This is a genomic window from Mesorhizobium sp. P170090 (assembly GCF_057786115.1).
Window position 1 is genome coordinate 1,599,074 of the sequence record NZ_JBYNWH010000001.1, and the last position, 22,237, is coordinate 1,621,310.

Here is a 22,237-nt window from a genome sequence, read left to right on the forward strand (position 1 = left end):
AGTTCAAACAAAATGATATCTGAGCAGATCGGCCTCGACCTTCTCCGCACCTATGTCGCGGTCTGCCGGCAAGGTAGCCTGAGCAGGGTCGCCGCGCAGACCGGCAAGACCCAATCGGCGATGAGCATGCAGATGCGCCGGCTGGAGGGCCTGCTCCAACGGCACTTGTTCCAGCGCACCGGCCGCGGTGTCGTACCGACTGCGGCGGGAGAGCTCTTTCTGGGATACGCGACCCGCATCCTCGCTCTCGGCGACGAAGCGGTGGCGCGTCTGCAGCAGGCTAGCATTGGCGGCGGCGTGCGTATTGGTCTTGCCGAAGAGGTCACCACGGCCGCGCTTTCGGCCGCGCTTGGGCGGCTGCATCGCACCTATCCCGACATCAGCCTCGACGCGATGGTCGAGCACAGCGTCGCGCTGGGACGGCTGTGGAGCGAGGATGCGCTGGATGTCATGATTGCCCCGACATCCGTCGTCGCGGCCGATGCCGTGACGACATGGAACGTCGAACTGCAGTGGGTCTGCGCCCAGGACTATGTGCTGGACCATGACCGGCCACTCGATCTCGCCGCCTTCGGCGCAACCTGCCCTTGGCGCAGGCGGATGATCGAGGCGCTGGTCGCCGCCGGCCGGGAGCACCGGATCGTCCTGTCGTGCCAGAGCGTCACCGGCCTTCAGGCCGCGATCGAGAACGGACTGGGCGTTGGACTGCTTCCGCCCGAATCCGTGCGCACTGCTTCGATGCGGGTGCTGAAGACGTCAGCCGGCCTGCCCGAGCCGCTCACGGTCCAATACGGCCTTTACGCGCACGACCGCAGGACAGCTGTAATCGATGCCGCGATCGAAATCCTGCTTAAGGATTTGCCGGCGGCGCCACGAGCACGGGCCGCCTGACGGCGGGACGCTCTACCGGCCGTAATAGAGGGTGACGGTGTGCTTGGCCTCGGCGAAGAACAGCCAGCGCTCGACCAGCATGCCGGCGAACTGGACGGTTGCCGCAAGCACCGACAGCACCGCTGCGAATGGCCAGGGCAAAGCGAATAAGACAGAAAGCAGCAGCAGGGCAGGCAAGGCGAAAGCCAGCAACTGCGTGATCAGCCGCAGCTTTGCACCGTGCTTGCGGGCGATGCGAAAGCCCATTTCCTTGAGCAGGTAGTTCTCCTCGGTGTGCGGCCATTCCAGCGAGCGCACCGTCCCTCCGGCGAGGCCTGTCGCCGTGTTGGCGGTGGTCGCGATCTCCAGCGCGTCATTGTATCGCCACGTCGCCAGCTTCCAGCCCCAGCCGAGCAAGGTCAGCAGCAGGGCGGCTACCGCAACGGCGGTCGGGCTGATGGCGAAAGCCTGCAGCAGCGCGTTCAACAGCACGCTGCCGGTCATCGCCGAAAAGATGAGATAGCCCGGCAGCGTATACGGGCTATGCCACTGCGCGATCGGCTTCAGCGAGGCATAGATCATGCCGGTGGTGCAGACGGTGACGATTGCGCCGATAGTTGCGAGAAACCCGGCGATGGCCATCCAGCCTCCGGTGCGGCCAAAAAACACCCAGCCGATGCCGAACAGCCCGGCGGGAATGAAGGTCGCGACCGACGATACACCCTCGCGTGACAGCCAGGAGCTACGCCATTGCGAAAAGGCGCGCCAGGCGCGTTCGGGCCGGCCAAGATGGCCGGTCGACGACAAAAGGCCGGCAGCAATCAGGCCAAGCGCCAGCCCCATGCCGATAAGGCCGGGCCAGAAATGGGCCGGGATAAAACCGAGTCCGCCAAGCACGCCAAGCAGCGCCAGCAGTCCGTAGCCCGCTCCTGTGGCAGTTGTGAAGAAGACGACGGAAAAGGCTGGATGCATTGGTCAGTTCGAAAGCATGCGGTCGATCCAGCCGAGAAAACCGCCTTCGGCCGTGACTGGCTCGAGCCTTGGCGCCGGCACCGATGCGGCGCGCTGGGCGCGCGGCGGCAGATATTTGTTGGTCGGTTTGTAGCCCATCTCCGGCATCAGGTCGACGCCGCGACGCTCCGCCACCAGTTGCGAGACAGCCGACGAGGGATCGCCGAGATCGCCGAAATGCCGGGCGCTGGTCGGGCAGGCGGCAACGCAGGCCGGCACGCGGTCTTCCTCGGCCAGATTGTCATTGTAGATGCGATCGACGCAAAGCGTGCATTTCTTCATCACGCCGACATCGGTGTCGAATTCGCGCGCGCCATAGGGGCACGCCCAGCTGCACAGTTTGCAGCCGATGCATTTGCTTTCGTCGATCAGCACGATGCCGTCCGACGCCCGCTTGTAGGACGCGCCGGTCGGGCAGACAGTGACGCAGGCAGGCGTCTCGCAATGCAGACAGGAGCGCGGAAAGTTGACCGTGCGCCCGCCCGCCTCGGTCGTGTGCTCGTAGCTGTGCACGCGGTTGAACCAGACGCCGTCGACATGGCCGCCATAGGGGTCGATGTCGGTCAGTGGCGCCATGTGGCCGCCGGTGTTCCACTCCTTGCAGGCGGTGACGCAGGCCTGGCAGCCGACGCAGGTGTCGAGGTCGATGACCAGGCCAAGCTTCTTGTCTGTATGGGCGGGAAGGCAGGTCATTCCACAGCTTCCCTATGGACGCGGAACTCGGCGCCGAAGCGAAGGATGTCGGGCGATGGCTCGACATTTGGCGGCTGGCTGAAGCGCTCGAATTGCGGCTCGGTGAAGCCGGCTTCTTCGGAGGCGCATTTGACGATGCGAACCCTGAGATCGAACCACGCCGCCTGGCCGGTGACCGGATCGGAATTAGAATAGCGTTTACCGTTCGCATCGGCCGAGGTCTGGTCGCCGATGATGTGGTTGAGCAGGAAGCCGCGATTGCTCTCGGCGGCGTTGTCCTTCAGCCCCCAGGCGCCGCGCCTTTTGCCGATGGCGTTCCATGTCCAGACCGTATCCGCATTGACGCCGTCGACCAGCTTGATCTGCCCCTTCACCCGGCCGTTGATGCTTTCGATCCACACCCAGTCGTCGTCGGCCAGGTCGAGAACTGCCGCGGTCTTGTGGTGCATGAACAGGCGGTTCTGGCTGGTGATTTGCCGCAGCCACGCATTCTGCGAGCCCCAGGAATGATACATGTGCATAGGCCGCTGCGTCAGCGCATGCAGCGGGTATTTCTGCGGATCGACCGCGGCCTCTCCGAACGGCGTAAACCAGAACGGCAGCGGATCCATATAGGTCTCGATGCGCTGGCGTTCGCTCTCGGGCGGCTGGACGCGACCATGACCGCGCGCGGCGAGGCGAAAGCGCTGCATCGGTTCGCAATAGAGCTGGAACACGATCGGCTCGGCCTTGGGGATGAACCCCATCTGCTCCGCGAAGTCGAGATAGGAGCGGTTGGCCATCTTGTAATAGCGCTGGTCCTCAGCAAAGTCCTGGTGCCAGAAGCCGCCATTGTCGATGTAGCGCTGCAGCTGGTTTGGGTTGACCTCGCCCTTGCCTGCAGACGTGCCGTCCTTGCCGCGCCAGCCTGCGAGCGGGCCGATGCCTGGCGTGCGCTCGTGATTGACGATGTAGTCGGCATAGTCGCGGTATTTCGCCACCCCATCGTCGTTGACGAAGCAGGGCAGGCCGAGCCGGGCGCCGAGTTCGATCAATACTGACTGGAACGGCCTGACGTCGCGGTTGGGTTCGACGACGGGATGGCGGATGGCATCGCCTGGTCCGTCGGCATGGCTGATAGGCCGGTCGAGCAGGCTGATGCAGTCGTGACGTTCGAGATAGGTGGTGTCGGGCAGCACCAGGTCGGCGAACGGCACCGTCTCGGAATAATAGGCGTCGGAATAGATGATGAAGGGGATCTTGTAGTTGCCCGCTTCGTCATGGTCGGTGAGCATGGCAATGGTCTCGACGGTGTTCATCGAGGAATTCCACGCCATGTTCGACATGTACATCATCAGCGTGTCGATCGGGTATGGGTCGCCGGCCCACGCATTGCGGATGACCGTATGCATCAGCCCATGCGCGGCGAGCGGCGCATCCCAGGAATAAGCCTTGTCGATGCGGAGCGGCGTTCCGGCCTCGTCGACCAGGAGATCGTCCGGCCCGCAGACGAAGCCGAGCGGCATGCCGTCGAGCGGCGTCATCGGCTTGACCACCTTGCCGGTCGGCTTCGGTCCCGGCGGCGCCGAGCGCGGGTAGGGCGGCTTGAAACGGAAGCCGCCGGGCACGTCCACCGTGCCGAGCAGCACCTGCAGCAGGTGGATGGCGCGGCAGGAGTGAAAGCCGTTGGAGTGGGCCGAGATGCCGCGCATGGCATGCATCGACACCGGCCGTCCCTTGATCGTCTCGTGCCGTCGTCCGGCCCAGTCGGTCCACGCAACCGGCAGTTCGATCGTCTGTTCGAAGGCGACGTGGGCGAGTTCGGCAGCGATCCGGCGGATGGTGTCGGCCGGCATGCCGCATCGTGCCGCGACCGCATCGGGTGCGTAGCTGTCGTCCATGTAGCGGTCGGCGATAAGCCGGAACACCGGCACGCAACGGCGGCCGGCGAACGTGAAGCTGCCCGTCAGCGCCGGTTTCGCATCCGCATCGGCTGCGTTGACGGTTGTCTTCGCCACTCTGTCCCAGGCGAGAAGATTGTTGTCGCTGTCGCGCAGGAACAGCCCGTCGTCCGCCGCACCCGGCTCCTGGACGACTAGCACATGGGCGTTGGTGTAGCGCAGCAAATAATCGAGATCGACGCGGCCTGCCTTCAGCAGTTCGTGGATGAGGGCTAAGACGAAGAGGCCGTCGGTGCCGGGCCGGATCCCGATCCAGTCGTCGGCAATGGCGTTGTAGCCGGTGCGACAGGGGTTGATCGACACCACCTTGGCGCCGCGTGCCTTGAGCTTGCCGAGCCCGATCTTGATCGGGTTGGAATCATGGTCTTCGGCGACGCCGAACAGCATGAAGTATTTCGTGTTGTCCCAGTCGGGCTCGCCGAACTCCCAGAACGAGCCGCCGATCGTGTAGAGCCCGCCGGCGGCCATGTTGACCGAGCAGAAGCCGCCATGGGCGGCGAAGTTCGGCGTGCCGAACTGGCTCGCCCACCAGCCGGTCAGCGATTGTGACTGGTCGCGCCCGGTGAAGAAGGCAAGCTTTTTGGGATCGGTCCGGCGGATATGCGATAGCCGCCCGGTCGCAATCGAAAGGGCTTCCTCCCATTCGATCTCACGGAATTCGCCCGAGCCGCGCGGGCCGCTGCGCAGCAGCGGCTTCTTCAGCCGCGCCGGGCTGTAGTGCTGCATGATGCCGGAGCTGCCCTTGCCGCAGATCACGCCGCGATTGACCGGATGGGCCTTGTTGCCGTTGATGTAGCGGACCTTGCCGTTCTTGATATGGACGTCGATGCCGCACCGGCAGGCGCACATATAACAGGTGGTCTTGGCGATGCTGTCGGAGGTAGCGGGCGAGGTGTCGACGCCGTCGCCTTCATCCGGCGCGCGCGTGTCGGCAAGCGGCCGTTGCGACGGTGCGGAATTGGCCCCGCGCGGCGCAGCTGGGTTCATGATGCCGGCGTGCTTTTGCTACCTGCGAATTTGGCCCGCGTCTTTGGTCCGGGGCCACGCATATAGTGTTCTTCAGGATGATAGCGGTCGCCGGCCAGCCGCCGCCTGAGGCCACGGGTCCAATGCGCAAACAGGGATCTGAACCGCCCGATCATTTTGTTGGCTGCGATTTGTTGGCGAATTTTTTCTAACTTCGGCAAAAAAAGTAGAATTAAACTATCGATCCGTCTAATCAGTTGTTCTTGTAAATTCGATCGGAATTGGTTCTTAATGCACACATGACGCTGGACCAGTTGCGCATTTTCGTTGCCGTTGCCGAACGCGGCCATATGACCAAGGCGGCAGAGCTTTTGGGCATCTCCCAGTCGGCGGCGTCGGCCGCCATCCGCGCGCTCGAAGAGCAGCATGGCGTTCATCTGTTCAACCGTGTCGGCCGCAACATCGAGCTGGCTCAGACCGGCCACCGTTTCCTGCCCGAGGCCAAGGCGGTGCTGGAACGCGCCGCCGCCGCCCGAAATGTGCTGGAGCATGTCTCGCAGACGGTCGCCGGCAGTCTGTCCATCGCCGCCAGCCTGACCATCGCCAGCTACTGGCTGCCGCGCCGGCTGGCCTCTTTCCACGAGGCCTACCCGGCGGTGCGCTTGAGCGTCAGCATCGGCAACACCAGGCAGGTCGAGGCCAACGTGCTCGATGGCACCGCCGATCTCGGTCTGGTCGAGGGGCGCACCGAGTCAGACATCCTCCGCCGCACCAAGGTCGACGTCGACAGGTTGATGCTGGTCGTCGCCGCCTCGCATCCCGAAATCGCCGAGATCGCGCCGGGCCGCCCGGATATCAGAGGGCTGCGCTGGATCATCCGTGAGGGTGGTTCGGGCACGCGCGAGGTGCTGGAGGACCTGGCCCGCCGCGAGGGGATATCGCTTGGCGACCTGCAGATATTTCTGGTGCTGCCGAGCAACGAGGCGGTTCGCCAGGCGGTCGAGGCCGGCGCCGGCGCCACCATCATCTCGGACCTCGTCGTCGGACGCGCCGTCGCCGAGGGCAGTCTCCGGTCGGTGCCGCTCGAGCTGCCGAAGCGCGACTTCGCCATGATCACCCATCGTGACCGCCAGGCAAGCCTGGCCCAGATGGCGCTCAAGGCGCATCTCGGCGCTGAGGGCGGGAACCGCATCGTGAGCTCTAGCTAAACTTCCGCTGTGCATCCAGCGCCAGGCCAAGGCCGACCGAACCGAACATGTCGCCCTCGATAACGGCGGCTTGCGGCACCAGCGACAGGATTTCGCGCCGTGCCAGCGGGATGGCGGTCGAGCCGCCGGTGAGGAACACGGCGGTGATGTCGGACGCTTTCACGCCAGCATCGGCAATCGTCTGCCGCACCGTCGCGGACACCCGCTCGATGTCGGCGGCAATCGTCTCTTCCAGGCCGGTCCGCGAGATCTCGGCGGCGAAATGCGCGCCGGGCAGTGCCACCGTCACATCAGCCGAAGCCTGATCTGTCAGCGCGATCTTGGCTCGTTCGACCAGGCCGGCCAGCGCATGGCCGTAACGGTGCTCGACAATATGGATGAAGCGGTCGACAAGGTCGGCGCGGACGGCCTCGAAGCGGATCTGCCTCAGATGCGTCATCGCCTTGGCGGTGTAAACGAGGTTGATGCGTTGCCACGTCGCGAGATCAATGAAATAGCTCGCCGGCAGGTTGCGCTTGCCGTCTTTTGTGGGCGAGAGATAGCCGAGCTTGGGCATGACATGGGCGATGCTGAGCAGCCGGTCGAAATCGGTGCCGCCAATATGAATGCCTCGGTTGGCGAGGATGTCGTCCTTGCGGTCGCGTGAGCGGGCGCGTTGCGGCGAAACGCGCACGATCGAGAAGTCGGACGTGCCGCCGCCCATGTCGACGATCAACGCCAGTTCCTCGCGCTTCACGTCCTGCTCATAGTCGAGTGCTGCCGCAATCGGTTCGAACTGGAAGGCGATGTGCTTGAAGCCTTGCGCGCGCGCCGCTTTTTCAAGCTCGCTTTGCGCCTTGGCATCGGCTTCCACATCGTCGTCGACAAATTGCACCGGCCGGCCGAGCACAACGTTCTCCACCGGAGCGCCGGCATCTTCCTCAAGCCGCTTCTTCAAATGGCCGACGAACATGCCGACAATGTCGATGAAACCGATCTGCCGGGCCTTGATCCGCGTCTTCTCATGCGCCAGCGAACTGCCGAGCACGCTCTTCAGCGACCGCATCAGCCGGCCTTCGATGGCATCGGTGTAGTCGGCAATGGCGCGGCGGCCGAAATAGGTGTGACCGTCCTCGAAGTTGAAGAAAACCGCGCTTGGCAATGTCGGCTGTTCGCCTTCCAGCGCCACCAGCCGTGCCTGGCCGTTGCGGATCACGCCCACCGTAGAATTGGACGTGCCGAAATCGATGCCGCCAAATGCCTGGTGCATTGCAGCCTCCTGTCATTGGGTCGTCGCTGTGGCAGGCGTCCGCAAGGCGCGCGCCGTCCAGAGGCCTGACCGTTCTGCCGAATGATTGTGCGTGTAACCCGAGGGTTGGGAGGCGGCGGTCTATCGCAAGACTGAGAAAAGGGGAACCCCCTTTCCCCGGAAATGGGTCGTGCGCGTCAATCCCTGCGGAAGATCAGCCTGCCCAGCCAGCCGGTGATCATGGCCAGCGACACGGAGAAGACGCCGTAGAGGAAGGAGTAATCATGCGCGACGCGGAAGATCGACTGTTCGAAACCCGATTTGCGGATTTCGAGCTGGGCCGAGCTTTCCTTGAGGAACAGGCCGCTCTTGAACAGGAACGCGCGGGCTTTATGCGTTCCAACCGGGACGTTGGGCGCCAGCCGCACCGTGGCGCGAAACAGGTTCTGCGACAGGAACTGCACGCCGCCGACATTCTCGCTATAGAGGCCGGTCGCCGCCTTGCGCTCGCGCAGCGCCACGGTGAATTCCTCGATCGTCGCCGGACTGTCGGTTACCTCGGCCGGCTGCATGTAAAGGTTGGAGGCGCCGAGCGACAGCTGCTTGTAGCTGTTGGGTTCGGTGATGTCCTGCAGCGGCCGCGTCGTGGCGACGGAGTAGGATACCGGCACGTTCTCGAAGGTCTCCGATTCCAGGTTGACCCAGACGCCGAGCACGCGGTCCTTGCGGCGCACCACCACCGGCCGCGGCGGGCCTTCGAGCACGACGATGACGTCGTAGCGCCCCTGTCGCGCGACCAGCGGGTCGGGGTTTTCCAGCGAACCGAAAATGGTCAGGTCGGCGCCGGAAAAACCGGCGGTGATCGACACGGCGTCGGTGGAGAGACCGATCTGGATGCCTTCCGGCAAGGGGTTCGGCGATTGCGCTGCGGCCGGCAGAGCGACGGCGATAAGCAAAGCGGCGGCCGAAAAAATCCCCCACTGCGGCATCAGTTCAGGCCCGCGGCGGTCAGCGAATAGAGGTTTAGCGGCGTGACGAAGAGATCGATGGCAAGCCGGATGGCAACCGCCAGCACCAGCAGCGCCAGCAGTGCCCTGAGCTGTTCGCCGCGCAGCTTCTGTCCTGCCTTGGCGCCATATTGCGCGCCGGCAACGCCGCCCGCCATCAGCAGGAAGGCAAGCATGACGTCGACCGTCTGGTTGGTGGTGGCGTGGACAAGCGTGGTGTAGGCCGAGGTGAAAATGATCTGGAACAGCGAGGTGCCGATGACGACGTTGGTCGGCACCTTCAAGAGATAGATCAGCGCCGGCACCATGATGAAGCCGCCGCCGACACCCATGATCGACGACAGGAAGCCGATGCCGGCGCCGAGCCCCAGCACCGGAATGACGCTGACGAACAGCTTCGAGGCCCTGAAGCGCATCTTCAGCGGCAGCCGGTGGATCCAGTTGTGCTGGCCGGATTTCTTCAAGACCGGCGCCGCACCGCTGCGCGTCGCGCGCAGCGCATTGACGCTCTCGACCAGCATCAGCCCGCCGACGGTGCCAAGCAGCACGACGTAGAGCAGCGAAATGAACAAATCGAGCTGGCCGAGCCGGCGCAGGAAGGCAAAGACAAAGATACCGCCGGTCGAGCCGACGATGCCGCCGGCCAGCAGCACCCCGCCGAGCTTGAAGTCGAGCGTGCCGCGCTTCATGTGCGACAGCGCGCCGGAGAAGGAGGAGGCGATAACCTGGTTGGCGCCAGTGGCAACGGCGATTGCCGGCGGGATGTTGTAGAAGATCAAGAGCGGCGTGATCAGAAAGCCGCCACCGACCCCGAACATGCCCGACAGGAAACCCACCGCCGCGCCCATTGCCAGCAGCACGAAGACGTTGACGGAAATTTCCGCGATCGGGAGATAGATGCCCACCCGTCAGTCTCGATCAGTTTGCCTGTCGGCGATTGCAGCCATTCCAGGGCATTGTCGCACCGAAAAGCCAATTCTTTCTTGCACCGCCGGGGCAGTGGGATCAAACCCCGCCGCCCTACCGAAACAAAAAACATCTCAAGCAGTTAACAGGCAAATGTATGGCAAGGGCGTCGCGTTAGCGACGCATCTGCCGTTATTTGTGCGCCAGCAGCGCCTTCACCAGCTTTTCGTCGATTTCGCCGGTCGCCTGCATCTTGTTGTCGGTCTGGAAAGCCATGATTGCGGTCTTGGTCTTGCCGCCCATCACGCCATCGGCGCCGCCGGCATCGTAGCCGTTCTTGTTGAGGATGAGCTGGATGTTCTTGACCGCCTTCTTCATGTCGACGCTGGCGGTGGTCTGCGGCGTGCCTTCCTGCCAGGATTCAGGAATATCGGCCGAGTTGGACGCCGGGTCGAGCGGCTTCGGCTTCCACAGTTCCGTGGCGGCGCGCGCCCGCTCCAGCTGTTCGGGGCGCAGCGCAGTGGCGACCTCGTCGCGCTTTGCAGCCGCATCCTTGTCGCCGGTCTTGGCGACGAGCGCGAACCATTTGTAGGATTCCTCCAGGCTCTGCTTCATGCCGACGCCCTTTGCCGCCAGGATGCCGAGATTGAACTGGCTGTCCTTGACGCCGACATCGGCCGCCGCCTGAAACCAGTGCGCGGCCGATTCATTGTCGGTCACGCCGTCGGCGGCCATGGCAAACAGAACGGCCAGATTGTGCATGGCGCTGGCATTACCCTGCGCGGCGGCGAGCTGGTAGAAGGTCTTTGCCTTCTTGACGTCGCGCGTGACGCCGATGCCCTTCTCGTAGAAATTGCCGATGCGGTATTCCGCCGGTGCGAAGCCGAGCTCGGCCGACTTTTCGTACCATTTGGCCGCTGCCGCCATGTCTTCCTTGACGCCGCGCGATTCAGCATAGCGCGAACCGAGCTCGAACAGCGCCTTGGCGTCACCGCCGGCAGCCGCGTCGCGCAAGGCTTGCGGGCCGGCATCGGCCGGAACGTCTATCTTGGCCACGACAGGTGCTACCGCGGCATCAGCCGGCGGAACGGCGCCGGTAGTATCCGAGGCCGTCGTATCCGAGGCCGAGGGCGCCACGACGGCGGCCGCAGGCTGCGCGTCGGCAGCCGCCGGTTCCGCAGTGGCGGTGGTCGGCAGCATTGCATTTGGCGCGGGGGCCGGATCGGCCAAAGCCATCGGCGCTGGCGCGGGCTCCACCGCCGGCACTTCGGGCCCAGCGACCGAGGCCGCATTCATTGGCGCATCGTTGCCAGCTGCCGGTTCCGTGGGCTCCGCCTGCCTGACGATCCGGGCCGGCACGTCCTGAACGGCCACCTGCTGTTCTGCCTTGGGTTGGCTGGCAGCGTTGACCGAGGCAGTCTCGACCGGCTGCGAGGCGACGATCGGCGCTGTATCGTTGCTTGCGACCTCGACCGGGTCGGCGAAGAAGGCCTTGCCCAACTGGAGGCCGGCAAGCGCCAGCATGATCGCGACCGCTCCCATCAGGATCGGCTTGCGCCGCGCCTTGAGCAGGTCGCCGATACGAAGCGCCTTGACCGGGCCCTTCATGGTAGACTGGCGTTTCAGCGCGTCGGCCTCGGCGGCCGCGGCCTGCGCCGCGCGCCTGGCCGCGGCAATGAAGTCGGATTTCGACGCATCGCCGGAGTTTTGGCGCACCGGTGGGCCACGTTCGTCGCGTACGCGCTTCATGATGGCGTTGAGGTCGGGCGCGCCGGAGCCCGGCTCCAACGGCCGGTTGGCGAGCTTCGGATCGAGCGGCTCGTCGAGATCGACGCTCGGCAGGTCGACATTGGGCCCCGAGCCGGCAAGCGGCGGCATGTCAGCCGGCTTCTTGCCCCTGAAGGCGCGCGCAAATCCACCGAACAGCGACTTCTTGGCCGTGCCTTCGCCTTTCTCGGCAATCCTGTCGGAACCGAGCGCTGCCTGGGCAGCGGCCGCGGCAGCCTCGGCTGGCGAGCGCCGCACGGGTTCGCTGCCCATGACCGGGTCGCTACGCGTACCCGGGTCGGCGCGCATATCCGGCTCGCTGCGCATGATGGCGGCGGCGCGGCCGTCGAGATCGGCCATGTCTCCGGTCAGCGGCAGCGGCTGGTCGATATCCATCGACGGCGCGTCCTGCACCGAAATCTTGGAGGCGCGTGCAGCGCGGGCCCGCCGCGCCGGCTCGGCCTGGGCATCCAGAAGCTCGCTCACCGCCTCGGCCGGTTCGCTGGTCTCCAGCGAGCCCAGACGATCGACGATCTTGAGCAGCGTGTCGTGGATCGCCTCGAATGTCCGTGAATTGCGCTCGTCCGAACGGCGCGTCAGCGCTTCCAGCGTCTTCAGATCCTGGGCAAGGCCGGTAACGGCCGCGGTGTTGGCGTTGGAATCTGCCAGCGAGCGCACGGCGCTCTCGGCTGCTTCGCGTGCCGCGCCCATGATGGATTCGCGGGTTCCGGCCAGCGACTTCTCGATTTCGTTGAGGCGCGGGCTGATGTCCTCGAATTCCGGCAGCGGCGTGCCGGGCTTCGACAGATGCGCCGATAGGCTGGAGACCTGCGCCTCGAGGCTGCGGATCAGTGCCGGATCGATGCCGGCGACCTGCGCGGCCGACGATTCCAGCCGGCTTGAAATGTCTTCGAGCCGGCTTTCCAGGCCGCGGATCGCCGCCTCGTTGGCAGGATCGGGAATGCGCGTCTCCATGCGTTGGGCGAGCGCGGTGAAGCGTGCATCGATGGCGTCCATGATGCCGGCGCTGTCAGCCTGCGGCTGGCGCTGGTCCAGCCGGTCGGCAACCTCGTCCAGCCGCCGCTCGAGATCGCGAAACAGCATGTTGCCCTGTTCGATGGCGTCGCCCTGCCGACGTTCCATCATGCCCGACAGCACGTCGAAGCGCTGTTCCAGACCCTGGAAGATATAGTCGGCGTCGGGCATGGCCGGGGCGCGGTCGATCTTGTCGGCGATCATCGCGATCTGCTTGCCGAGGCGCTCCATCGCCTGTTCCGGCAGATTGGCGCGGCCGGCAAGCTCGTCGACCCTGTTCGACAGCGTGCTGAGACGGTCGAGAACCTCGCCGCTCGGACGAACCTGCACGACTTCCTCGATCTGCTGCGCCAGCGAGGCGATCCGCTTCTCGATGCGTTCAAAGGGTTCGGGGTCGAAGGAATTGGCCTGTGCGGCGACGGTCGAGGCGACGATGGCGCGCGAAATCTCATCAAGCCGTTCGTCGATCAGGCCAAGCGTGTCGCCGCCGCGGTTGCTCTGCTGGCTGACGAAATGATCGACGGCGCCGGCAAGGGTGCGGACCTTTTCTTCCATCGAGCGCAGCGACAGCGATTCCGGCAGATTGTGGACGGCATTGCTGATCTGTTCGAGCCGGTCGGTCAGGGCCGAAAATCCGGGGCCGTCGGCACGGTTGCGCTGGTCGGCGTCGACACGGTCCTCGAACGCGCTCCAGCGGCGGTCGAAATCGTCCCAGCGGCGGTCGACCTTCAGCACGCTTTCCTCGCGCGCCAATGTGTCGAGCGCCGTCTTTACCTGCTCGAGCTCGAGCCGCAGCATGTTGACGCTTCGGTCGTCGCTCTTCTCGGCCAGCGTCTGGATTGCGCCGGACAGCCGCTCGAATTCGACGCCGAGTTCGGCGCTGCCCTTGCCGGGCAAGCCGCCTGCCTGACCACCCGATTGGTTGCTCGCCTGGAAGGCCCGTTCGATGTCCTTGCGCAACGCGGCGAATTCGCGCTGCAGGCCGGCCGTCATCTGATGGCGCAGTTCCTCGCGCAGGCCACGCAATTCGCCGGCGATCTTGCCGACCACGGCGACGCTGTCTTCCTGGCCGCGCACGCGGTCGATGTCGCGCGCGATCGCCTGATAGTTCTGGTCGAAGCCGGCCGGCCCGGCGCCTTTCGGCCGCGGCGTGGGCTGCGGGTCCTCGTACCAGCGCGGCGGGGCGTAGGGCTGGGCGCTTGCGTAGCGCGGCTCTGCCGGCGGCCGGCGCGGATCGAAGCGCTCGGCGGCGTCCTCGCGCTTGCGCTCCAGCCGCTGCTCCAGCGTTTCCAGCGAGCGGTTCAATTCATCAAGTGTGGTGTTCGGCCTGCGCGGCCTGCCGGCGTTGAGTGTATCGAGATAGGACCGCTTGCTGTTCATCGATGCGTCCGTTTTTCAGAATGGCCGGCTTGCTGCCAGTTTCCCAAGTCCTTGTCGGGAACGAAGGCGGCCGCGCGGCACTGCTGCGGCGGAAGACGAGCTTCCCGGGCCAGGCCCGCTCTCCGAAAAACCGTGAAAAATTCGCTACAGGATAAACACGGGTGACCGACATCCGCACATTTCACCCATCGTGGTAAACAAGGTGTTAACCAAGCTTAAGAAGTTACGGCATTGCTGAAATACAGGCGGTGCCCGTTCGGACCCGGCGCCGGGGGTGCGGCATAAGGTTTCGCAATCCCAGAACGCCCTTGCGTCATGCGGCGGCTATCGATATAGAATTGACGTAAACGTAAGAGGGGCGCCGTTCGTGCCTTTTGCGATGAATTAGTTGAAACCACGACTGGAAGCATGCCCCCGCTTCCACTCAGGCGTTGCAAGGTCCGAGACCGCGATGCCACGACAGGGGAAAGCCAGTGACTATGAAACTTGTTTCGCCCGGCGAAGCCGCGGCCAACACCAACAATATGTCTGCCGAAGCCAGTGAGGAGCTCGTGCGCATCGGCGAGATGGCCAAGAAATACGGCGTGACGCTGCGCACGCTGCGTTTCTATGAAGACAAGGGCCTGCTCAATCCGAAACGCGATGGGGCAACGCGCCTCTACACGCGCCGCGACAAGGCGCGGCTGAAGCTGATCCTGCTCGGCCGCAAGGTCGGGTTCTCGCTGCGCGACGTCAAGCAGATGATGGATCTCTACGATCCCACGGGATCCAACACCAAGCAATTGCGGCTGGCTCTCGACAAGTCGGAGAAGCAGCTAGCCCGCCTGCAGAAGCAGCGCGCGCTGATCGACGACGCCATCAACGAGCTGAGCGGCTCGATGTCGGCCGTGCGCCAGATGCTGTCCGAGCGTTCGGCCCCGGCCAGCGCCGCCAGCTGATTTTGCTCCGCAGCTCCCGGCGAAAGCTTTGAACTTAAGAGCCGCGCGGCCGCCCCCGCGGCTCTTTTTGTTTGACCCCCCTCGCTTTGCACAAAGCCATGCACCGCTCGTGCGACAGGCTGGCATAGGTAAATTTTGTCCCGGCGACAAAATTGACGTTTACGCAAACGTCAATTTTTGCTATCTCGCTTTCGACATTGGCCGGCGTGCCGCCCCAACCTCATGTTCGGGGCCCGATCTCGCGGCCAAGACCCGCATGGTGGAGGAACACATGCCGATCTACAGGGCGCCGGTCCAGGACACGCTGTTCGTGCTCAACGAGGTGCTGGGTTATCAGCGATATTCCAACCTTCCCGGGTTTGCCGACGCGACGCCCGACGTTGTCGAGGCGATCCTCGCCGAAGGCGCCAAGCTCGCCGAAAACGTTATGCATCCTCTGAACCGCGTCGGTGACATGGAAGGCTGCGTGCGCCATGAGGACGGCTCGGTGACGACGCCGAAGGGCTTCAAGGAAGCCTACGACCAGTATCGCGAAGGCGGCTGGATGGGACTGGCGGCGCCCGTCGAGTTCGGCGGCCAGGGGCTGCCCTATGCCGTGCACACCGCGGTTGCCGAATACATGGTTTCGGCCAACATGGCGCTGATGATGTATCCCGGCCTGACGCAAGGCGCGATCGCTGCGATCATCACACACGGCACCGACGAGCAGAAGGCGACATGGCTGCCAAAGCTGGTCGAGGGGTCCTGGACCGGTACCATGAACCTGACCGAGCCGCATTGCGGCACCGATCTTGGCCTGCTGCGCACCAAGGCGGTGCCGAACGGCAACGGCACCTACAAGATCTCAGGCCAGAAGATCTTCATCTCGGCCGGCGAGCACGACATGTCGGAAAACATCGTCCATCTCGTGTTGGCCCGCATCGAAGGCGCGCCGGCGGGCGTGAAGGGCATCTCGCTATTCATCGTGCCAAAGCTGAAGCTCGATGCCTCGGGCAATCCGGGCGAGAAGAACACGCTCTCCTGCGGGTCGATCGAGGAGAAGATGGGCATACACGGCAATTCGACTTGCGTCATGAATTATGACGAGGCCGAAGGCACGCTGCTCGGTGAGGCCAATGGCGGCCTGAAGGCGATGTTCACGATGATGAACGAAGCCCGGCTCGGCGTCGGCCTGCAGGGCCTGTCGCTGTCCGAGATCGCCTACCAGAACGCGGTCTCCTACGCCAAGGACCGGCTGCAGGGCCGCTCGCTGTCTGGCGCCAAGGCGCCGGACAGACAAGCCGATCCGATCATCGTCCATCCCGACATCCGCCGCTCGCTGATGACCATGAAGGCCTTCAATGAGGCCGGCCGCGCGCTGGCGCTGTGGACGGCGATCAAGTCCGACATCGCCCACCGCTCCGCCGACGACAAGGATCGCCAGGCGGCCGACGACTATACCGGCCTGCTGACGCCGGTGATCAAGGGCGTGCTCACCGACAAGGGTTTTGACCATGCAGTCATGGCGCAGCAGGTGTTCGGCGGCCACGGCTACATCGAAGAGCACGGCATGAGCCAGTTCGTGCGCGATGCCCGCATCGCCATGATCTATGAAGGCGCCAACGGCATCCAGGCGCTCGACCTCGTCGGCCGCAAGCTTGGTCTGAATGGCGGCCGCGCCGTGCAGGCCTTCTTCAAGGACGTCGGCGAGTTCTGCGAGGAGAACCGCGCCGACGAGAAGCTGGCGCCTTTCACCAAGGCGCTGAAGAAGGGCCTCAACGATCTGCAGGCGGCGACCATGTGGCTGGTGCAGAACGGCATGGCCAAGCCCGACAATGCCGGCGCCGCGTCGACCGATTACATGCATCTCTTCGGCCTGGTCGCGCTGGGCTATATGTGGGCGCAGATGGCCAAGGCCGCGCTCGGTAAGACCGGGGCCAATGGCTCCCAATCTGTCCACGAAAATGGGGCTTTTTACGATAACAAGGTGGTGACGGCGCGCTTCTTCATGGAGCGGATCATGCCCGAGACATCGGCACATCTCGCCCGCATTTCCAGTGGTGCGGACACGCTAATGGCGCTGCCTGCGGAAGCGTTCTAGAAATGGCTGGCGTCCCCCTCCCCCTTGAGGGGAGGGTGGCCCGAAGGGCCGGGAGGGGTCCTTGCGTGCAGTGCGCCGGCTGGTTGGCGCTTTGGTAGGAGATGATCGCAATGCCCCAAACCCGCGTCAATTCCGAAGATAAGGTCGAGCACGTCATCGGCGACCCCACCCCACCGCTTCGCGGCCACCCTCCCCTCGAGGGGGAGGGGGACGTTGGCGCGGGAGAAACGGCATGACAAATCCAGCCGAAGTGCTCTCCTTGCCGAAGCCCGCCTGGGCGGCGGACGAGGTCGGCATGCTCTACGACATGGCGCACCGCTTCATGTCGGAAGAGATCGCGCCGCGCTACGACGAGTTCGAGAAGAACGAGATGGTCGACCGCGAGAGCTGGCGCAAGGCGGGTGCCGCCGGCCTGCTCTGCGCCTCTATGCCGGAGGAATATGGCGGCTCCGGCGGCACCTTCGCGCATGAGAGCGCCATCATCGAGGCGATCGGCCATGTCGGCGTCGACGGTTTCGGCATCGGTCTCCACAACGCGATCGTTGCTCCTTACATCCTTCACTACGGCTCGGAAGAGCAGAAGAAGAAATGGCTGCCGAAACTGGCGACCGGCGAACTGATCGGCGCCATCGCCATGACCGAGCCGGGCGCCGGCTCCGACCTGCAAGGCGTCAAGACGCGCGCCGAGAAGGACGGCAACCAGTACAAGATCAACGGTTCGAAAACCTTCATCACCAATGGCCAACTGGCCAATTTCATCATCGTCGTCACCAAGACCGATCCGGCCAAAGGCGCCAAGGGCACCTCGCTGATCGTCGTCGAGGCCGACGAGGCCGACGGCTTCGAACGCGGCCGCAACCTCGACAAGATCGGCCTGAAAGCCAACGACACGTCGGAGCTGTTCTTCAATGATCTGCGCGTGCCGACCTCGAACCTGCTTGGCCACGAAGAGGGACAGGGCTTCATCCAGCTGATGCAGCAATTGCCGCAGGAGCGCCTGCAGATCGGCACCGGCGCGATCGCCATGATCGAGCGCGCGCTTGCTCTGACCATCGACTACGTCAAGGACCGCAAGGCCTTCGGCAAAGCGATCATCGAGTTCCAGAACACCCAGTTCAAGCTCGCCGAACTGAAGACCGAGGCCACCATCGGCCGCGTCTTCTACAATGATTGCGTCACCCGCCACATCAATGGCGGGCTGGATCCGGTGACGGCGTCGATGGCGAAATACTGGCTCTCGGACCTGCAGGGAAAAGTCGTCGACGAATGCCTTCAATTGCATGGCGGCTATGGCTACATGAATGAATATCCGATCGCCCGCATGTTCCGCGACGCCCGCGTCCAGCGCATCTACGGCGGCACCAACGAGATCATGAAATTGCTGATCGGCCGCTCTCTCTGAGAGCGACGTCGGCAAAGCAAGGAGCAAGCAAATGGCTGAAGCTTATGTCTATGACGCCGTGCGCACACCGCGCGGCAAGGGCAAGAAGGATGGCTCGCTGCACGAGGTGCCGGCGGTGCGGCTTGCGGCCAGGACGCTTGAAGCGTTGCGCGACCGCAACGGCCTCGACACTGCAAACGTCGACGACATCATCTTCGGCTGCGTCGATCCGGTCGGCGAAGCCGGCTCCGTCATTCCGCGTGCCGCCGCCTTCGAGGCCGGCTACGATAACAAGGCGCCGGGCATGCAGATCTCGCGCTTCTGCGCCTCAGGCCTCGACGCCATCAATTTCGGCGCCGCCAAGATCGCTCAAGGCGCCGACGAGATCGTCATTGCAGGCGGCGTGGAATCGATGTCGCGCGTCGGCATGGGCGCCTCGGGCGGCGCGTGGTTCATGGACCCGTCCGTCGGCCTGCCCGGCTGGTTCGTGCCGCAAGGCATTTCGGCCGACCTGATCGCCACCAAATACGGTTTTTCGCGCGACGACGTCGATGCCTATGCGGTCGAGAGCCAGAAGCGTGCGGGCAAGGCCTGGGCCGATGGCCGTTTCAAGAACTCCGTCATACCGATCAAGGACCAGAACGGCCTCACCATCCTCGATCATGACGAGCATATGCGGCCGTCGACCGACATGCAGTCGCTGGCCTCGCTCAACCCGTCCTTCGTCATGCCTGGCGAAATGGGCGGCTTCGACGCGGTCGCCGTGCAGAAGCATCCGGAAGTCGAAGAGGTCAACCACGTCCACCATGCCGGCAACTCGTCCGGCATCGTCGATGGTGCGGCCGCCGTACTGCTCGGCTCGAAGAAGGCCGGCAAGACGATGGGCCTGAAGCCACGCGCCCGCATCCGCGCCTTTGCCAACATCGGCTCCGAGCCGGTGCTGATGCTTACCGGTCCGGTCGACGTCACCGAGAAGCTTCTGAAGCGCGCCAAGATGAAGCTGTCGGATATCGACCTGTTCGAGCTCAACGAGGCCTTCGCCTCAGTGGTGCTGCGCTACATGCAGGCATTCGAAATCCCGCACGACAAGATCAACGTCAATGGCGGCGCCATCGCCATGGGCCATCCGCTCGGCGCCACCGGCGCGATGATCCTGGGCACGGTGCTGGACGAGCTCGAGCGCCGCGATTTGAACACCGCTCTGGTGACGCTCTGCATCGGCGCCGGCATGGGCACCGCAACGATTATCGAACGCGTCTGATTTTCGGCCGGAAGGAGAGAGACATGACTTATACAAACTTCACGGTCGACACCGACGCAGACGGCATCGCGCTGGTCACCTGGAACATGCCGGACCGCTCGATGAACGTCTTCACCGAAGAGGTGATGAACGAGCTCGAGAAGATCATCGACCATGTGGTGGCCGACGCCGCCATCAAGGGCGCGGTGATCACCTCGGGAAAGGACAGCTTCTCCGGCGGCGCCGACCTGACCATGCTGCAGAAGATGCTGGCCGTATTTGCCAAGGAGAAGACCAAGGACCCGGAGAAGGCGGCACAGCTTTTGTTCGACAATGCCGGCCGCATGGGTGGCTTGTGGCGCAAGCTCGAAACGTCGGGCAAGCCTTGGGTCTCGGCGATCAACGGCACCTGCATGGGTGGCGCGTTCGAGCTGTCGCTGGCCTGTCATGGCCGCGTTGCCGCTGACTCCGAAAAGGTCAAGATGGCCTTGCCGGAAGTCAAGGTCGGCATCTTCCCCGGCGCCGGTGGCACCCAACGCGTGCCGCGCCTGACCGACCAGCAGCAGGCGTTGCAGATGCTGACCACCGGCCAGACGCTGTCGCCGCAGAAAGCCAAGGCGATGGGGCTGATCCACGAGATCGCCGAACCCGGCAAGCTGATCGAGACCGCCAAGGCGATGATCAGGAACGGCCTGAAAGCCGTCCAGCCCTGGGACGAGAAGGGCTTCAAGCTGCCTGGCGGCCAAATCTATACGCCGGCCGGCTTCAATCTGTGGCCGCCGGCCATCGCCATCCTGCGCCGCGAGACCTACGGCAATTATCCGGCCGCCGCGGCGATCCTGAAATGCGTCTATGAAGGCCTACTGGTGCCGTTCGACACCGGTCTGCGGATCGAACAGCGCTATTTCACCGAAATCATGCAGTCGAAGGAAGCAGCAGCGATGATCCGCTCGCTGTTCGTCTCGCTGCAGGAGCTCAACAAGGGCGCCCGCCGCCCGGCCGGCGTGCCGGAGACCAAGTTCAAGAAGATCGGTATTCTCGGCGCCGGCTTCATGGGCGCCGGCATCGCCTTTGTCACCGCCAAGGCTGGCATCCCGGTCGTCCTGCTCGACCGCGACATGGCGTCGGCCGAAAAGGGCAAGACGCATTCCGACAGCCTGATCTCCGATCAGGTCAAGAAGGGCCGCGTCAAGCCCGAGGAGAAGGACAGACTTCTGTCGCTGATCACGCCGTCGGCCGACTATGCCGATCTCGCCGGCTGCGATCTGGTGGTCGAGGCGGTGTTCGAGGATTCGGCCGTCAAGAAGGCTGCCACCGAGCAGGCCGAAGCCGTGCTGAAATCGTCGGCGATCTTCGCCTCCAACACCTCGACCATCCCGATCACCGCACTGGCCAAGAATTCGGCGCGGCCGAAGAATTTCGTCGGCATCCACTTCTTCTCGCCGGTCGACAAGATGATGCTGGTCGAGATCATTTTGGGCAAGAAGACCGGCGACAAGGCGCTGGCCACCGCGATCGATTTCGTGCGCGCCATCAAGAAGACGCCGATCGTCGTCAACGACACGCGCGGCTTCTACGTCAACCGCTGCGTGCTGCGCTACATGTCGGAAGCCTACAAGATGCTGATCGAAGGCGTTCCGGCGCCGATGATCGAGAACGCCGCCAAGGCCGCCGGCATGCCGGTCGGCCCGCTGGCGCTGACCGACGAGACGGCGATCGACCTTGCCCAGAAGATCATGAAGCAGACCATCAGGGACCTCGGAGACAAGTCTGTCGACCCCAGGCAGATGGCGCTGATCAACACGCTGGTCGACACCCATGGCCGCTTCGGCCGCAAGAACGGCAAGGGTTTTTACGACTATCCGGCCAAGCCTGCCAAGAAGAAGCTGTGGCCGGGCCTGAAGGATCTCTATCCGCAGCTGGAGGCCGAGAAGGTCGACTATGAGGAACTGCAGCAGCGCCTGCTGGTAACCATTGCGCTGGAAGCGGCCCGGGTGATGGAAGAGGGCATCGTCACCGATCCGCGCGAGGCCGATGTCGGCTCGATCCTCGCCTTCGGTTTCGCGCCATTCACCGGCGGCGCGCTGTCCTATATCGACGGCATCGGCGTCGGGGAGTTCGTCAGAATAGCCAAGGGCCTGCAGAAGAAATACGGCGCCGAGTTCAAGGCGCCCAAGCTGCTACTCGACCTGGCGGAGAAGGGCGAGACCTTCTACCAGCGCTTCGATCCCTATGCGAAAGGCGAGGTGCAGAAGGCCGCTTGAGCTAGCGCCCCATGTACGTCTGAGGGCGCCTTGCGCGCATGATGGCCACGGCAAGGCGCGCCGTGACCCTTACGCGGTCGGCAGCGAAAGTCGGCTGGCTTTTCGCTGCCTGCCGACATCGACTTCAACCTCCATCTCAACAACGCCCGCTACATGATGCTCGCCGACCTCGCGCATGACCCCGAAAATCGGAATCGATTTTCGGAAAGGATCATGCGCCAAATCAAATGCTACTGCGTCCTTGGCGCGTCCGATAGGACGCTTGCCCGCTCCGTTCAACCGCGGCCGCCGACCGAGGCCGAGCGGGTTTGCATGACCTCCAC

At 64.1% G+C, this 22,237-nt stretch carries 14 protein-coding genes and 1 pseudogene; 8 read left to right on the forward strand and 7 right to left on the reverse strand.

Annotation, left to right across the window (positions count from 1 at the left end; genetic code table 11):
- Window positions 1-12 precede the first annotated feature (12 nt).
- Entirely contained in the window at window positions 13-891 is an 879-nt protein-coding gene (locus AC3EML_RS07830; RefSeq protein WP_023688709.1) for a LysR substrate-binding domain-containing protein, read from the forward strand.
- Between the two features lie 12 nt (window positions 892-903).
- Here AC3EML_RS07830 and AC3EML_RS07835 read toward each other — a convergent pair whose 3' ends face one another.
- From AC3EML_RS07835 to AC3EML_RS07845, 3 genes are read right to left on the reverse strand one after another with little or no spacing between them, the layout of a single operon-like run.
- Window positions 904-1,842, reverse strand: coding sequence for a dimethyl sulfoxide reductase anchor subunit family protein (locus AC3EML_RS07835; protein WP_023692554.1), 939 nt, complete (start codon window positions 1,840-1,842; stop codon window positions 904-906).
- 3 nt (window positions 1,843-1,845) lie between these two features.
- Window positions 1,846-2,574, reverse strand: coding sequence for a 4Fe-4S dicluster domain-containing protein (locus AC3EML_RS07840; RefSeq protein ID WP_023834317.1), 729 nt, complete (start codon window positions 2,572-2,574; stop codon window positions 1,846-1,848).
- Entirely contained in the window at window positions 2,571-5,501 is a 2,931-nt protein-coding gene (locus tag AC3EML_RS07845) for a molybdopterin oxidoreductase family protein (protein ID WP_352521660.1), read from the reverse strand. Before AC3EML_RS07845 ends, AC3EML_RS07840 begins: the two co-directional genes overlap by 4 nt.
- Before the next feature lie 278 nt (window positions 5,502-5,779).
- Here AC3EML_RS07845 and AC3EML_RS07850 point away from each other — a divergent pair, with 278 nt between their 5' ends.
- Complete coding sequence (locus AC3EML_RS07850) at window positions 5,780-6,688, forward strand: LysR family transcriptional regulator (RefSeq protein WP_023696707.1); 909 nt, start codon at window positions 5,780-5,782, stop codon at window positions 6,686-6,688.
- On the opposite strand, the gene AC3EML_RS07855 is transcribed toward AC3EML_RS07850, so the two are convergent.
- From AC3EML_RS07855 to AC3EML_RS07870, 4 genes are all read right to left on the reverse strand, one after another.
- Complete coding sequence (locus AC3EML_RS07855) at window positions 6,681-7,937, reverse strand: Hsp70 family protein (RefSeq protein WP_352521661.1); 1,257 nt, start codon at window positions 7,935-7,937, stop codon at window positions 6,681-6,683. The genes AC3EML_RS07850 and AC3EML_RS07855 overlap by 8 nt on opposite strands.
- Before the next feature lie 176 nt (window positions 7,938-8,113).
- Window positions 8,114-8,905: a TIGR02186 family protein gene (locus AC3EML_RS07860; RefSeq protein ID WP_352510949.1), complete on the reverse strand. Its 792-nt coding sequence runs from the start codon at window positions 8,903-8,905 to the stop codon at window positions 8,114-8,116.
- Window positions 8,905-9,828 (reverse strand): sulfite exporter TauE/SafE family protein, encoded by a 924-nt coding sequence (locus AC3EML_RS07865; protein ID WP_352510948.1) that lies wholly within the window; start codon window positions 9,826-9,828, stop codon window positions 8,905-8,907. Before AC3EML_RS07865 ends, AC3EML_RS07860 begins: the two co-directional genes overlap by 1 nt.
- Before the next feature lie 193 nt (window positions 9,829-10,021).
- Window positions 10,022-14,011 (reverse strand): peptidoglycan-binding protein, encoded by a 3,990-nt coding sequence (locus AC3EML_RS07870; protein WP_352521662.1) that lies wholly within the window; start codon window positions 14,009-14,011, stop codon window positions 10,022-10,024.
- Between the two features lie 479 nt (window positions 14,012-14,490).
- Here AC3EML_RS07870 and AC3EML_RS07875 point away from each other — a divergent pair, with 479 nt between their 5' ends.
- The 6 genes and pseudogenes from AC3EML_RS07875 to AC3EML_RS07900 form a co-directional block, all read left to right on the forward strand.
- Window positions 14,491-14,949 (forward strand): MerR family transcriptional regulator, encoded by a 459-nt coding sequence (locus AC3EML_RS07875; RefSeq protein ID WP_023669610.1) that lies wholly within the window; start codon window positions 14,491-14,493, stop codon window positions 14,947-14,949.
- Window positions 14,950-15,220: 271 nt separating this feature from the next.
- Window positions 15,221-17,029: an acyl-CoA dehydrogenase gene (locus AC3EML_RS07880; RefSeq protein WP_023681963.1), complete on the forward strand. Its 1,809-nt coding sequence runs from the start codon at window positions 15,221-15,223 to the stop codon at window positions 17,027-17,029.
- Window positions 17,030-17,261: 232 nt separating this feature from the next.
- Window positions 17,262-18,431: an acyl-CoA dehydrogenase family protein gene (locus AC3EML_RS07885; protein WP_023745294.1), complete on the forward strand. Its 1,170-nt coding sequence runs from the start codon at window positions 17,262-17,264 to the stop codon at window positions 18,429-18,431.
- 31 nt (window positions 18,432-18,462) lie between these two features.
- On the forward strand, window positions 18,463-19,671 hold the full coding sequence (locus AC3EML_RS07890) for an acetyl-CoA C-acetyltransferase (protein ID WP_023669613.1): 1,209 nt from the start codon (window positions 18,463-18,465) through the stop codon (window positions 19,669-19,671).
- A 23-nt stretch (window positions 19,672-19,694) separates the two neighbouring features.
- The gene (locus AC3EML_RS07895; protein ID WP_352521663.1) at window positions 19,695-21,914 is read left to right on the forward strand and encodes a 3-hydroxyacyl-CoA dehydrogenase NAD-binding domain-containing protein; all 2,220 of its coding nucleotides are present in this window, start codon (window positions 19,695-19,697) and stop codon (window positions 21,912-21,914) included.
- 41 nt (window positions 21,915-21,955) lie between these two features.
- A pseudogene (locus tag AC3EML_RS07900) lies at window positions 21,956-22,085 on the forward strand (thioesterase family protein); the annotation flags it as partial.
- Between the last annotated feature and the right edge of the window lie 152 nt (window positions 22,086-22,237).